Origin of the sequence: Streptomyces sp. NPDC101194 (genome assembly GCF_044767885.1) — a bacterium.
Classification (GTDB): domain Bacteria; phylum Actinomycetota; class Actinomycetes; order Streptomycetales; family Streptomycetaceae; genus Streptomyces.
In genome coordinates this window covers 32,435-46,465 of the sequence record NZ_JBIWOS010000017.1, presented here as the reverse complement: position 1 = coordinate 46,465, position 14,031 = coordinate 32,435, and the positions used below count along the sequence as shown (strand labels likewise).

The 14,031-nt window shown below is 69.1% G+C and carries 10 protein-coding genes and 2 pseudogenes; 7 read left to right on the top strand and 5 right to left on the bottom strand.

Going from position 1 to position 14,031, the window contains the following annotated elements; all coding sequences use genetic code 11:
• The first annotated feature begins 65 nt into the window (after window positions 1-65).
• Window positions 66-3,005, top strand: coding sequence for an AAA family ATPase (locus ACIRP2_RS37230; protein ID WP_404258207.1), 2,940 nt, complete (start codon window positions 66-68; stop codon window positions 3,003-3,005).
• Between the two features lie 222 nt (window positions 3,006-3,227).
• Here the strand turns inward: ACIRP2_RS37230 and ACIRP2_RS37225 are convergent, their stop codons facing one another.
• From ACIRP2_RS37225 to ACIRP2_RS37215, 3 genes are all read right to left on the bottom strand, one after another.
• Window positions 3,228-3,362 (bottom strand): hypothetical protein, encoded by a 135-nt coding sequence (locus tag ACIRP2_RS37225; protein ID WP_404258206.1) that lies wholly within the window; start codon window positions 3,360-3,362, stop codon window positions 3,228-3,230.
• Between the two features lie 2,689 nt (window positions 3,363-6,051).
• Window positions 6,052-7,185, bottom strand: coding sequence for an integrase (locus tag ACIRP2_RS37220; RefSeq protein WP_404258205.1), 1,134 nt, complete (start codon window positions 7,183-7,185; stop codon window positions 6,052-6,054).
• On the bottom strand, window positions 7,182-7,595 hold the full coding sequence (locus tag ACIRP2_RS37215) for a hypothetical protein (protein ID WP_404258204.1): 414 nt from the start codon (window positions 7,593-7,595) through the stop codon (window positions 7,182-7,184). Before ACIRP2_RS37215 ends, ACIRP2_RS37220 begins: the two co-directional genes overlap by 4 nt.
• A gap of 261 nt (window positions 7,596-7,856) precedes the next feature.
• Between ACIRP2_RS37215 and ACIRP2_RS37210 the strand changes: the two genes are divergently transcribed.
• On the top strand, window positions 7,857-8,471 hold the full coding sequence (locus tag ACIRP2_RS37210) for a hypothetical protein (protein WP_404258203.1): 615 nt from the start codon (window positions 7,857-7,859) through the stop codon (window positions 8,469-8,471).
• A 703-nt stretch (window positions 8,472-9,174) separates the two neighbouring features.
• On the top strand, window positions 9,175-9,642 hold the full coding sequence (locus ACIRP2_RS37205) for a hypothetical protein (protein ID WP_404258202.1): 468 nt from the start codon (window positions 9,175-9,177) through the stop codon (window positions 9,640-9,642).
• Between the two features lie 70 nt (window positions 9,643-9,712).
• On the opposite strand, the gene ACIRP2_RS37200 is transcribed toward ACIRP2_RS37205, so the two are convergent.
• Window positions 9,713-10,024, bottom strand: a complete 312-nt coding sequence (locus ACIRP2_RS37200; RefSeq protein WP_404258201.1) for a hypothetical protein — start codon at window positions 10,022-10,024, stop codon at window positions 9,713-9,715.
• 390 nt (window positions 10,025-10,414) lie between these two features.
• Window positions 10,415-10,723, bottom strand: a pseudogene (locus ACIRP2_RS37195) (helix-turn-helix domain-containing protein); the annotation flags it as partial.
• Window positions 10,724-10,936: 213 nt separating this feature from the next.
• On the opposite strand from ACIRP2_RS37195, the gene ACIRP2_RS37190 reads away from it, so the two are divergent.
• The 4 genes and pseudogenes from ACIRP2_RS37190 (at window position 10,937) to ACIRP2_RS37175 (ending at window position 13,935) form a co-directional block, all read left to right on the top strand.
• The gene (locus ACIRP2_RS37190; protein WP_404258200.1) at window positions 10,937-11,257 is read left to right on the top strand and encodes a carboxymuconolactone decarboxylase family protein; all 321 of its coding nucleotides are present in this window, start codon (window positions 10,937-10,939) and stop codon (window positions 11,255-11,257) included.
• A gap of 72 nt (window positions 11,258-11,329) precedes the next feature.
• Window positions 11,330-11,764, top strand: a complete 435-nt coding sequence (locus tag ACIRP2_RS37185) for a cupin domain-containing protein (protein ID WP_404258199.1) — start codon at window positions 11,330-11,332, stop codon at window positions 11,762-11,764.
• On the top strand, window positions 11,761-12,618 hold the full coding sequence (locus tag ACIRP2_RS37180) for an aldo/keto reductase (RefSeq protein WP_404258198.1): 858 nt from the start codon (window positions 11,761-11,763) through the stop codon (window positions 12,616-12,618). The genes ACIRP2_RS37185 and ACIRP2_RS37180 overlap by 4 nt, the downstream gene beginning before the upstream one ends.
• A gap of 296 nt (window positions 12,619-12,914) precedes the next feature.
• Window positions 12,915-13,935, top strand: a pseudogene (locus ACIRP2_RS37175) (zinc-dependent alcohol dehydrogenase family protein).
• Window positions 13,936-14,031 lie beyond the last annotated feature (96 nt).

Below are 14,031 nucleotides of genomic sequence, written 5' to 3'. Positions count from 1 at the left end.
GGATAGTCAGGTGCATGCCGCCTACGCGTACATCGATGGCGGGCTTTGGTTTCCTGTCGATCTGATTGCTGGTCGAGCTCGCCGGGGACGAGGCCGGGCGCCAGGAGCGCGACCGTGCGGCAGCCGAGACACTCCGCGCCAAGCACGGGGCGGACGCGACGACGATGCGCGAGAGCTGGAGGCAGCGCGCCCTGCAGGCCGGTGTCGACGTCGACGGGCCCGGCACCGGGCCGCGGATGCCGCCGCCCGCCGACATCGCCGCGATCGTGTTCGACCCCGACATCGGTCTCACCCGCAGCGACAAGACGTTCAGCCGCGCGCAGTTGCTCGCCGCGGTCGGCATCGCGCTGGAGTACGGACTGGACGACGTCTCTGGCCGCCTCGACGAGCTCGTCGATGACGTCCTGGACGTGGCGGGGTACGCGGTGCGCGTGCCGGACTACGGGTCCACCATCATGACGTCGACCGCCCGGTACACCACCCAGGACATCCTGGACGCCGAGGCCCTCGTCCGTGACCAGGCGCTCGCCCGGCACGAGGACAGCGCGGTCGCCCTGACCCCGGATCAGGCCACCGCCACGATCGACGTCTTCCAGGTCGCGGCCGGCTACGAGCTGTCCGGCGAGCAGACCGCGACAGTGACCCGGATCCTGACAGCCGGCCACGGCATCGACACCGTCGTCGGCGTCGCCGGAGCGGGCAAGAGCACGCTGATGGAGGCGTGCCGGATCGGGTGGGACGCGACCGGCACCACCTACGCCGGGGCCTGCCTGAGCGCGGTCGCCGCCCAGAACCTCACCCAGGCATCAGGGATCCCCGCCCGTACGGTCGCGGCTTGGCTGGAGCAGATCCGCACCGGCAAGGGACTCACCGGCATCGACGTCCTGGTCGTCGACGAGGCGACGATGGTCGACGACCGGTCCGCGGCCGCCCTGATGACCGAGGCCGCCCGCACCGGCACACAGGTCATCGGCATCGGCGACCCGCTCCAGCTCCAGGCAATTGGTGCCGGCGGATGGTTCCGCGAGTGCCACCGCCTGGTCGGCGGGCTTACGCAGCACGAGAACCGCCGCCAGGAGGACGCCGCGGAACGGCACGCGCTGGAGGTCTGGCGCACCGGCGACCACGACCAGGCGCTGCGCCTGCTCGCCGACCGCGGCCGCGTCCACGCGGTCGAGACCGCCGACGAGGCCCGCTCGCGGATCCTCACCACGTGGGACGAGCTGCGGCACGCTCGGTGGCCCGACACCCACGACCTCGTCGACGAACTGGTGGTCCTGGCCGCCCGCAACGTCGACGTCGACGCGCTCAACGCCGGGGCTCAGCAGATCCGCCGCGCCGCCGGCGAACTCGGCACCGAGCACACCTACGCCCTGCCCGGCGGCGACCGGCTCACCCTCGCGGTCGGCGACGCCGTACGGGTGCGGGTCAACGACTACCGCTCCCGCCGCGGTGAGGGCCCGGACCTGCTGAACGGGTACCGGGCCGTCGTCAACGAGATCGCGCAGGACGGGCGGATCGAGATCACCTGGCGCACCCGCACCCGCACCCGCAGCCGCGGCGAGGACGACGCGTACGTGTCCGCGTGGCTGACCCCGGACCAGGTCGCCTCGGGTGCCCTGTCGCTGGGGTACGCCATGACGATCGCCGCCTCCCAGGGCATGACCTGCGACACCAGCCTGCTGTACGGACACGGCGCCAACGCATTCGCGACCTACCCCGGTCTCATCCGGGGCAAGAGGGCCAATCACCTGTGGCTGCCGCTCGCGGCCATCGAGAACGAGGACACCCGTGCCCGGCTCGGGAACGCCCGCAGTGAGAAGGAGCGCCTGGAGCGCGCCGTCGACGCCTTCGCCCGCTTCCTGGGGCAGTCGCGGCCGGACTCGATGGTCTCTGACCTGCTCCACGAACCTCCGGCCCCCGTGCCCGCGCGCGTGCCGTCGCAGGCCCGCACCGTCGACCGGCGGGCCGCCCTCGCACGGTCGGTGTCCACCACCATCCACGGCCAGCGGCAGCGAGCCACCCTCCCGGAGCGCGAGTACCGGCTGACCGACGAGCAGAAGCAGCGGCTCGCCGACATGAAGGAGGAACAGGAGCTGGCCCGGGTCAGCCCATGGAACCGGCGCCCGTACGGTGACCGGAGCGACCAGGAGCTGACCCGGCTGATCGCTGTCAGTCCCGTCGAGGCCCGGCGCGAGGACAAGACGGCGGCCGTGGCCGAGGAGACCGAGCGGGCCCTGCTGGAGCAGCTCGCAGCCGACCACGCGCGGGGAGAGACCCGGGGCCGGCGAGAAGCCACGCCCATCTATCTGCTGCTCGACGCAGCCGACGCGCAGCTGGTCCTCGTACGTGCCGAGCAGGCCCGCGAAACCGCGGCCGCCGTCCATGCGGCGACGGCGGATGAGCACCTGCGCCAGCTCGCGGCCGCCGACGGCAAGGGCCGGATCGCGCTCCGCCTGGCAGGCACATCGCGCAAGGAGCACCGGCAGCTCAAGCAGCAGGCCACCGAACAGCGCGCCGCCGGGTGGAGGGAGGCGGCCGACGCCCGGGTCGCGGCCTCTCGTGCTGCCGAGGCCACGTGGACGATCCTGCAGACGAGCCCGTACGCCGCTGTGCTGGGTGCCACAGAGCACCAGGCGCCGGACGTCGACACCCTCGCGGCCCGGCTCACCGAGATGCGCGAGACCCGAGTGCCCATCCGCGTCCAGCAGATCGACACCAGCGACCAGAAGAAGGTCTCGCGCGTCCACGGCCAGGCGGCGCAAGCGCGGAAGAACGCGGCCATGTACCGGGCCATCGCCGACGACGCGCGCACCGAGAAAGCGCTGCGGGCCCGGATCGCTGAGCACCACCCGTCTCTGCACCAGTCAGAGACACGGGCACGGGCAGAGCTTCAGCAGGCACGGGAAACCCCCCCGCCCGTATCTCGCCCCAAGCGTCCAGCTACAGGCCGCCGTTGTCCCAGGGCCGCTCCGGCCCATCACAGCGCCGCTGAGAGGCCCTGAACATCGCCACCCAAAGGGGGCGGAGCCGACGTACCTCAGCGCCGTAGGCGCCCGGAACGGGCAGTCGGCGGCGTGCATGCCGCGCCGAAGGAACTTCCGGCCGGACTCCAACACGAAGGAAGTCCCGGGCCGTTCAGTCCGGGGCTTTTCTTCGCCCGGGTGCGTCACGCCACGAGGGCTACCGCCGGGAGCGCGTGCCCGTCTGGGCTCCTCCGACCACGGTCACAGACCCCCGATGGTGGCGACGGCGGTCGCGGCCTCGGTGCTGTGCGTCAGGGCCAGGATCACCATGGCGACGAGAACAGGGCCGAGTCGATGGGCGTGGTGTTTCCCCAACAGGCCCATCTGTGCGAACACATGCGGGTACGGGAACCTCGGCACTCCCAGCCCAGGTGGCGACACAGGCCCCAATACGCCCAAATCGTTCCCGGTCTCGGGCAGTTCCCCCGAGGCCGCTGCCTGCCAAACGCGCTGCCCCCTGCGATCCCCAAGAGGCCGCTCGTGACGGTGAAGCCGTCTCCGCGCAGAAGGGCCGGCGGGCGCTGGGGGACGGTGCGTCGGGGCTGTGGACCAGCTCCGACGAGGTGGAAAATGCCCGCTGACCTGCACCATTCCCGAGAAGAGCGCTCGCCTAATTCTTAAGCCTTGCGTGACGTAGAGAAATTGCCTGGCTGATTAAGGGATCCAGCTTCCATCGGCTGCCGTTGTCAGCCGTTGTCAGCCGTGTCTGCCATTGTTACGAGGGTGCCATGAGAGAGCATTTTGGGGTCTTCACATGGTGTACTCTCCATTACACCTCCCGACGGTTTTCCCTGAGGTAGAGCCCAGCTGGATCTATCCAGTGAGGGGAGGTGACAGGTGTCCGGTGACACGCCCCGTCAGGGCGAGGAGCCGGTGAGGACGAAGCTCCAGCGCGCCGCAGACGCGGTAAAGCTGGGGGCGAGCTTGCTCCAGGCCGCGTACTACGCGGTTCGCACGTGGAGCATCTGGCCCCAGTAAGTGCTGATGGGCCCACCCCGGCCAGGGTGGACCCATCGGTAGTCCGATCACCGGGGACCCCGTGTTTCGCTGTCTGGCGGAGGCACGGGGTCCAGTCATGTTCCGGACCAGAAGCCGAGCTACGCATCCGTAGCTCGCTGCTTGTACGGGCAGAGTACCACTTAGATATCATCTAAGTGGTCATTACTGCATTAGTCGATTAGCAATGCGACTAGATACGGCACTGCCATTGCCGTTAGCGCACATTAATAATGCTGCTCGCTCATCAAATAGCTACAGGAATCCAATGAGGCTCCTGAATATTGATCGGGCCAATACCCTAAACATGGGGTAGATGGATTTCGATGTACATGCACCGGTCAGGTACATGGGCGAGGACGCAGGCGCAGTCGAGCAGGATGCACCCCGCGGCCGAGTTGACCGGCCAACGAGTGCGCAATCGGTTGCAAACGAGTGCGCACTCGGTTGCACCGGATGCAGCCGCCAGACGCCCGGTGCAGCTGTGTCGAGTGGACCGAACACATAACTGATCAAGGTGTGGCTCACCCATCTCACCGGCCCCCAGCCGGTGAGACACCCAGCAAGCAGCCAGGGGGAGACGGACAGGCGAGAATGCCGCGGCCAGTGTCCGGACACAACCTGGATCCATGTGAAGCGACGCCCGACGACGCCCGTCGCAGATCCTGACAACGCCTGTGACACCGTGTCGGACACGGATGTCCGGACACGGTGTCCGCCCTGTCCTGCCGGGTGTGCCCCTGTCATACACGAGGTGTCTGGACACGGGTGTCTGTCTCTCTGTCCGACGCCTGACGCCTCTCGTCACACAGGCGTATTACGTCTGTGTGACGCCTGTAAAACACGCGTCGGACACGAATGTCCCGAGACGGTCTCGCCCTGTCCTGCCAGGCGTGCCCCTGTCATACACGAGGTCTCCGAACACGGCTGAGGGCTCCCGGGAGAGTGTCCGGAGACAGCTCTCTGTCTCTCTCGTCGGAGAGAGACAGACGAGAGAGACAGAGAGAGACGTCTGTCTCTCCCTGACCCGTGACGGCTCCCGTCACACCGGCGTATTACCTCTCACCGACGCTGTACTACATGCGTCAGACACAGGTGTCCGGACACGGTTGGGGCCCCGGCCAGTGTCCGGACACGGATGTCCGCCGTTCTGTCCGACCCCTGACGACGCCCGTCGGGCAGGCGTCAAACGGGCGTCGTCAGGCGTCGAACAGAAGGGGCCGGACGAACTGGGGCGAGACGACGGGCGCCTCAGGAGGAGCACGTGAGGGGCGCCCCCACAGAGGTCTGAGCCGGGCAATTAACTGCAGCTGCCTAGTCAACGACAGCGGTCCACGGGTCCATTGACCGCAGCTGCCCCTGCGGCCGAGCGCAGCTCAGGGCCCGCTTGCTGGGTGCACTCGGCTGCGGTCCCAGGTACGTCCCAGGTGTGTTGGCGATCTGGTCCCAGGAGGTCCTAGTGCGCCGGGGTGCCTCCGAGAAACCCTCGATTCACTTAGGCACGAGGCCCCCAAATGGGTGACGCGGCAACAGAAAACCGAGGTGCTCTACCCGCAGCCCAGCGAGGGCGATAACCCTCCGACAAACAGCTTCGTCTCGCTCCTGGAATTTCCCTGCCGAACCGGCGAAACCCTCCTGGCTGACAATCCCGATGAAAGCGTTGATCAAGGTGGAGTGGTCACCGCCCTGCATGGGACCAGCCTGCAGGCCACCCTCGGTGGCCGCGTGCTCCTCGTCCGGGTGACGGCTGCTCAGTCCGGTAGTGACCCCACTCCCGCCGGCCTGAGGCTTGGGCCATGTCTGAAGCAAGTGCTGGCAGCAGCGTTCCGACTCCGTGCGCCTGGTGCGGGAAGCCGAAACCCGACAGCTTGGGCACGAAGCCCCGGAAGTACTGCGGACGGGCGTGTGTGCAACGCGCTTATGAGGAGCGGGTAGTGAAGAGGCGGATGGCGACCGCGCTGGGCCCCTGGGTGCTCCCGTACCCCGAGGGACCTGGAGAACCGTCGTAAGCCTGAAGGAGGCGATCTCGTCAGGTGAGACCCGCGGAGGCGTTGTCGTCCCATCCGTCGTCGCGCTGCATGTAGCCGAGCATCGAACGGGAGTGCCGGGCCCAGCCGCCCTGGTCGGCGATGGCGATGCCGTCCTTGCCGTTCCTCCGGCCGACGGAGGCGAGGCCGATGCGCAGGGAGTGCCCGGTCCAGGCGACCGGCACCCCGGCCCGGGCGGAAATCCGCTTGATGGCTCGGGTGACGGAGTCCGGTCCCATGCTGCCGGTGATGTGGCCCCACCGATCGATGCCGACGAACGCGGGCGCCGACGGGTCGGCCCATCGCGGACCGTGCTCGACGGCCAGGCGAGTGCGGTACGTGGTCCAGGCCCGCACGGGGCAGATCTCGGCGTCGTCGGAGTACGGGATCTTGGCGGTGCGCACCGAGTGCTTGGTCTTGCCGGTGAGCACGGCGACGGCCAGGCCTCGGGGGTGGAAGGTGAGGTCGCCGGTGAGCAGCCCGGCCGGGTCCTGGGAGCGGCTAGCGTAATGGAAGCCGGTCAGGGTGAGGGCCTTGTCGCGGTCGCCGGTGAGGGTGTCAGGGCAGGCGCGGGCAATGGCCCGCAGCCCATCGATGTCGGCGCCAACCGCCTGTCCGCGGCCGCGCCGTTCCCCGTTCTGCAGGAGCCTGACCGCCAGGCCTTCCAGCGCGGCGCGGGCCTCGGCCTGATCGTCGCCGGACACCTTCACGCCGCGCTCGCGCAGCCCGACGACGGCGGCCGCCAGGTGGGTGGAGACCGAACTTGGGGCGTAGCCCGCGCCGGTCTGCTGGCCCTCGCGCAGCATCCACGTCACGAACGCCACCAGCGCGCCCCGGCTGCCCTCCCGTTCCGGCAAGTCGGCGGCGGCGCAGAACCGGGTCCACACCCGCCAACTCTTGGCGTAGGTGTCGAGCGTGTTCTCCGGGGTGATCTCCTTCGCCACGGCGTCGGCCAGGTCCTCGGCCTCGGCCAGGCGGCGGGCGGCGTCCACGCCGTGGCGCTCGGCCCACCGCTCGATGAGCTCGTGGCGCTCGACGACCACCTCGTCCACCGACGCTGGCGGCACCTCCGGACCGGAGGTGCCACAGGCGAGCGTCTCCGCAGTGACCGGCACGGCCGTCACCGCGGCGCTCACCGTGCCCCCCGCCGCTGGGCGGCGCGGCGCCGGGCGCGGACGGGGGCTGTCTCGTCGGTCCAGGTGATCAGGCGCCAGCGTTCTCCGTCGTGCCCCGGGGTGCCTCGCCACGGTTCCAGGGTGTGCACGAGGCCGTTCCAGAGCTCCAGCCGTTCCTTCAGCGTCTCCGGCTGAGAGACGGTGAGGGTGTCCTTCAGTAAGTCGAGTTGGAATCCGGCGGTCTCGTAGAGACTCTGGGCGATGCGGGTCTCCGGGGCGGTCGGCTGGTAGCGGGCGCCCACCTCATCGAGCCGGGCCGCGAGAAAGGCTTCCATCGCCGCGACGTCGGCCGCGGTGATCGACGTGGCGTAGACGTCGAGCGGGCCGTCAGGTGCGAAGCCGCAGTCGGGAAGCTGGTCCGGATTGTTCATGACGGGGTGTCTCCTCACCTTCCGGCAAGGGGACCTGACCCTTCGCCATGCTCGGTTTATCGCATCGGATAAGGAGGGCTTATCCGACGCGATCATCCTTGTCCGCAATTCGCGGACAGCGTGGGCGTGACTTGCGGGCGGCACACCTGGGGCACCGGACTACGCGTGATGAGCCACGGAAAACCGAAAGCGGACTACCGGGGCCTGCATACGGAGCCACACACTTGGATCACTTTCAGCAATGACCGGAGAGCGGGACGCATGTTCAAGACGTGGCGCGAGGAGCACCGGGCCAACCAGGCCACCAAGCGGCAGATCGAACTGGAGCAGTGGGAGCAGGAGAAGCGGTGGCGCGAGGAGGACCGGGCCGCCCGGCAGAAGGCCATCGCGGAGAACGCCACCGACCTGGCCGTGCACGACGAGAATCTGAAGGCGGCCACCGGCGTCTCGTACCTCACCCTGGTCTGCCACGAGTACACCTGGACCTTCATGGCCATCCGCGCCTTCGGCCAGTGGAAGCCCGAGTGGACCAAGAGCACCCACGCGGCGTCGATTTTGGAGCTCCGGCACGCCCCGACCAATACGGAGGTCCGGCAGTTCACCGTTGATCCGAACCTGCCGGAGGGACGGATCAAGAAGCTTGACACGTTGACCCGTGACGGGATGCAGCAGGTGATCCTCTCCGGCCACAACCTCACCCAGCTCCTGAGGTCGCTGCACGACGGGTCGAAGGAGGAGGACATCGCGGCCTCCGCCCTCTGCGGGCGGCTCTACAGCAAGCTCGTCGAGTTCTTGGACCTGATCGACCCGGGCGCCGAGGCCGGCCAGACGACCGGCGTCACGTACCGCATCGACGACTGGACGCCGCGCACGTGAAGAAGTAGCGGACGCCGGATCGAAGGACAAAGGGCCGCCCCGGCCGGAGACGCCGGGGGCGGCCCTGCCGCTGGGGAGGGAGGGATGCAGTGCAGGAAGACTTGTATCCGATGTGACCGGCGGATCGCTCGATCAAATTCTGCAGGAAACCGATCAACCCGCCCGGCCTGCGAGCGGGCTCCAGCAAACTCGCCTTGGCCTCCAACCGCCCTCGAATCGACCGGTCCGCCGTCCCGGCCGAGTCGCGGGTGAGGATCATCCGCCTGGGCCCGGGGCGGGGAGACCACCAGCGAAACCAAATCCACAAAGGAGCACCGGAGCGGTCGGGCCCTCGCGCTCCGGGCTGCCCTGTGAACCTTCTCCGCTCCGCCCTGCCCGAATTCCTTGGGAGCCTCGGGGCCACACTCGTCGTGGCTGGCTGCGCCTGGGGCGCCCGCTGGATCCGCGCACGCCGCCAACCCCCCTCCCTCCCTCCTGTCATCGACGTACAGCAGTCCGTGCCCGAGGGCGAAGAACCACAGGGGCAGCAGGCCACATAACAATCGCGACCGGGGGCGGAAACAACCGTTTCCGCCCCCGGCGTTGATTGGACTCGGCCCCGAACGGGTGGTTGCCGAGTCGGGGAGGCCGCAAGAGCCTCGGCCGGTCACTCCGGGGCGGTCTACCGCCCTCAGAAGGCGGAGACCGACCCGAGAGGGCAACCATGAACTCCTACGCCACTGTGCGCGCCGCCCAAGTCGCCCAGGAGCTGCCGAGCCTGCTCTGGGATTCGATCCGGTCCTGGAACGACGGCCAGCATCAGGAGATGGCGGCCGTCTTCCTTTTGGCCGAGCACGGGTCGTGGCCGGCCAAGCTGGCAGTGGCCGGACTGCTGCGGCTGGACGGCCCGAACGGCGAATCCCTGGGTGCCGAGTACCTGGGCAAGCCCCCGGCCGAGGAAGTGTGGACCTACGTGGAGTGGGACCGGGTCGCGCGGCCGCTCGCGATGGAGGAGGCGCCTGTGTACGCCACCCGCTCAGAGTGGGCCGTCCTCGGCTTCGCCAGCTCGCTGATGACGAGCACCTGGAGCCCGCTCCTGGACTCGGTAGACGAAGCCAACACGAGGCTCATGCACGCAGCACTCGCCTGGGCACGGTCTGGTGAGGGGGCCGCCGACAGCTTCCTCGGCTGAGGACCGCTCCGCCGACGGGCCCGTGGCTGCAGTTCGCAGCCACGGGCGAGGGGGCTTCGAACCGTCCTGGCTACCTGGTCCCGTACTGGGCTTGGATCCGGCCGAGCAGGGTGCGCGTGTCATCTGCGGAGAACGCTGTCACCTCGTCGTCGTCGGCGCCGGCGACAGCGATGTTCAGCTCCCCGTTCCCTGCGGGCGAGACCTGGATGGGCGGCTGGGCCATCCACATCACGTCGATCCCACGCCGGACCACCACCGCGAGGAGACCGGGCAGCAGCACCGCGCCACCGCCCGCGCAGGTCCTCCAGCGGCGCGGACTGCACCTGCGTATCGCGACCGGCGTGACGGTCCAGCACTCGAACGGTCCCGCCGGGAGCAACATCCCGAACCAGAGCCGCTAGCTACTGATTGGCTTCGAGAAAAAGGCCAACCCGTCAGCAGCAGCCAGCGTTCGGCCAGACTCTCGAAGCCGTGCTGCCGACCGGTCGTCACCAGGCACTCCAGGCCGGGCCGGTGGCGCTGACCGGTCCGCCAAGAGAACCGCCGTACCGGCACCGATGCCATCGCCGGCCCTGCCGACAGGTCCTTCACCGGGACGATGACATCGGACTTCCCGACCTTCCACGTCACCGTCCACGTACGTGGCCACCCCGGCCCCAGATCCAGGCACTCGGTGGCCCGCTCGGGCAGTGCGTACGGCAGCGCAAGGTCGTCAAGGCGGCAGGCATGGGACCACACCGGACCTGCCGGAACATCCGGTGTTCTTGCTCTTGCGGGCGGCGCGGCGGGCGGGGCGGGCGCGCTGGGCGGCGGCCAGGTCGTTGAGGTGGGCGCGTTCGGCGTCGTCGAGCTGGAGGGCCCGGCTGAGGGCGTCGAGGACTTCTTCCGAGGCGCCGGCGAGGTGGCCGCGCTCCAGGCGGGCGTAGTAGTCGATACTGACACCGGCGAGCAGGGCGACTTCCTCGCGGCGTAGTCCCGGCACCCGGCGCTTGCCGCCGAAGGCGGGCAGGCCTGCCCGCTGCGGCGTGATCTTGGCGCGTCGGGTGGCGAGGAACTCTCGGATCTCGTGGGCGGTGTCCATGCCGTCCAGGCTAGGTCGGGTCCGAGGGGGCTGGGGGCCCTGTCAGTACCTGTTACGACAGTGCCTTCCGGACGCTGGTGAGCTGCGGTTACCTCGATAGTGCGGGGTCGGTCCCGAAGGCGGGGGCCCGCCGGCGGGATGCCTGGCGGCCGGAAGGGGCCGGCAGTGAACAACGCCGCATCGTTGTGTTCGTACTGTCACAGGGAGTAGCTCATGGTTCAGCAGTCCGCGCCTCGTGAACTGGCCGGGATCGCGCCGAAGCTCGTCGAGGTCACCGATGAGGTCCTGTTCAAGGACGTGTGGGAGCGCTCCGAGCTTTCCCCGCGCGACCGCAGCCTGGTCACGGTCAGTGTGCTGGCCGCTCTCTATCGCAGTGAACAGTTGCCGTACCACCTGGGTGTGGCCCTGGACAACGGGCTGAGCGTGGAGGAGTTGTCCGAAGCGCTGACGCACCTGGCGTTCTACGCCGGATGGCCCAACGCGATGACCGCGATCACGCAGCTGAAGAAGATCGCCGACGAGCGCTCGGCCTGACCGGGCGGTGCACGCAGGACAGTCCACGCCCCGCACGGTGGCGGGGCGTGTGGGAGTAACGGAAGGAACGAGATGACCGCCAACGAGTTCGATCAGATGTTCCCCCTCGGGGAGAAGAACGACGCCTTCGCCGAGTACTTCATCGGCCAGAGCTACCTGGCTCCGCTCGCCTCGGGCAGCGTCCCTGTCAGCAACGTCTCCTTCGAGCCGGGCTGCCGCAACAACTGGCACATCCATCACGGCACGGCCGGCGGCGGGGACCAGATCCTGCTGTGCACGGCGGGTAGCGGCTGGTACCAGGCCGAGGGCGAGGACCCCGTCAGCATGGATCCGGGAACGGTGATCCGCGTCCCGGCGGGCACGAAGCACTGGCACGGTGCGAAGGCCGACGCGTGGTTCTCCCACCTCGCCTTCATCACCCCGGGCGAGGACGTCAGCAACGAATGGCTGGAGCCGGTCACCGACGAGGTGTACGGCAAGCTGCCCAAGAACGGAGCGAACGCATGACCGTCCTGGAGGAGACCTACACGCTGGCGAACGGCGTCGAGATCCCCAAGCTGGGGCTCGGCACCTGGTTCATCGACGACGACAAGGCGGCCGACGCGGTTCGTGCGGCTGTGCAGGTCGGTTACCGCAACATCGACACCGCCCAGGCGTACGGCAATGAGCGCGGCGTCGGCGAGGGTGTGCGCACCTCGGGGGTGCCGCGCGAGGAGCTGTTCGTCTCGACCAAACTAGCCGCGGAGATCAAGGACTACGACCAGGCGCTGGCCGCGGTCGACGGGTCCCTCGAGCAGCTGGGTCTGGACGTCATCGACCTGATGCTGATCCACAGCCCGCAGCCGTGGGACGACTTCCGCGGCGGTGACTACGCCCAGGGCAACCGCGAGGCATGGCGCGCGCTGGAAGAGGCCCACCAGGCCGGAAAGATCCGGGCGATCGGCGTCTCCAACTTCCAGCAGCACGACCTGGAGAACATCCTTGACGGTGCGAGCGTCGTCCCGCACGTGAACCAGCTGCTGGTGCACGCCGGGAACACCCCCGCCGAGCTGCTGGCCTACTGCGAGAGCCGGCAGATCCTCGTCGAGGCGTACTCGCCGATCGCCCATGGTGCGATCCTGAAGAACGCCGACGTCCAGGCGATGGCCGAGAAGTACGGGGTGTCCGTCCCTCAGCTGTGCATCCGCTACACCCTGCAGCTGGGCACGGTGTCGCTGCCCAAGACGGCCAACCCCGAGCACATGCGCTCCAACGCCGAGGCCGACTTCGAGATCTCGGACACGGACATGGACGTCCTGCGCGACCTGCGCGACGTGGACTACGGGGAGCACAGCGCCTTCCCCGTCTACAGCGGCAAGTAACGCCGCACAAGCCGCCTCGCGCACGGGCCGGTTGTGGCAAAACCGGGACGGAAGATCTCCGCGGCGCGTCGACGCCGAGACCGGCGTTCACGCGTCCGGGAGGGCCGTGCGCGACGTGGCACGTGACGTCGTCGGGCCCGCGCGGGCCGCCCTGCTGCGGAGCTTCTAGGCGCCTGTCGCCGGCGGCCTCGGCCCTGACCCGGCCCTCCGCCCCCTGCTTCTGCCCACGGCATCCCGGCACTGCCCTCTTCGGGAGGGCCGGCACGTCCGTTTCGACTGAGAAAGGCAGCACCATCATGCGCGGCGCGATTCTCCACGCCCCTGGCGACGTCCGCTTCGAGGAGCGCACCGACCCCACCGTCAAGAACCCGACCGACGCGGTCATCCGCACGGTCGCCACCTGCGTGTGCGGGTCGGACCTGTGGGACTACCGCGGCATCAACCCGGTCGGCCAGCCCACCCCGTTCGGCCACGAGTACGTCGGCATCGTCGAGGAAGTCGGCGCGGACGTGAAGACCGTCCGGCCCGGCCAGTTCGTCATCGGCTCGTTCTTCGCCTCCGACAACACCTGCCCGAACTGCCGCAACGGCTACCGGACCAACTGCCTGCACCGCGAATTCGTCGGTGCCGAGGGCTGCCAGGCCGAGAAGATCCGCATCCCCCTCGCGGACGGCACCCTGGTCGCCACACCCGACGTGCCCGACGAGGAGTACGTCCCCGGCCTGCTGGCCTGCTCCGACGTGATGGGCACCGGCTGGTACGCCGCCCGGGCTGCCGATGTGCAGCCGGGCGACACGGTTGCCGTCGTCGGTGACGATGCGGTCGGCCTGTGCGCGGTCATCGCCGCCAAGGAACTTGGGGCACGGCGGATCATCGCGATGTCCAGGCACGCCTCCCGGCAGAAGCTGGCGACCGAGTTGGGTGCCACCGACATCGTCGCCGAGCGCGGCGAGGAGGGGGTGGCCCGCATCAAGGAGTTGACCGGCGGGATCGGCGCCGACCGCGTGCTGGAGTGCGTGGGCAACGAGCAGTCGATGCGGCAGGCACTCAACTCCACCCGCCCCGGTGGCAACGTCGGCTTCGTCGGCGTCCCTCACGGCGTGGCGGTCGACGGCGCCGAGCTGTTCTACTCCCACGTCGGTCTGCGCGGCGGCCCGGCCCCTGTGCGAGTACCTGCCCCACCTCATCGACCTGGTCCTTGCCGACCGCATCGATCCGGGCAAGGTCTTCGACCTGGAGCTGCCCCTGTCCGAGGTGGCCGAGGGCTACAAGGCCATGGACGAGCGTCGCGCCATCAAGGCGTTGCTGCGTCCCTGAAGCCGTTGCGGGGGTGGGGGGGGGCGCCCCCCGGGGCCGCCCCCCCCCCCCCCCCCCCCCCCCCCCACACAACCCCCCCCCCCCCCCCCCCCGGGT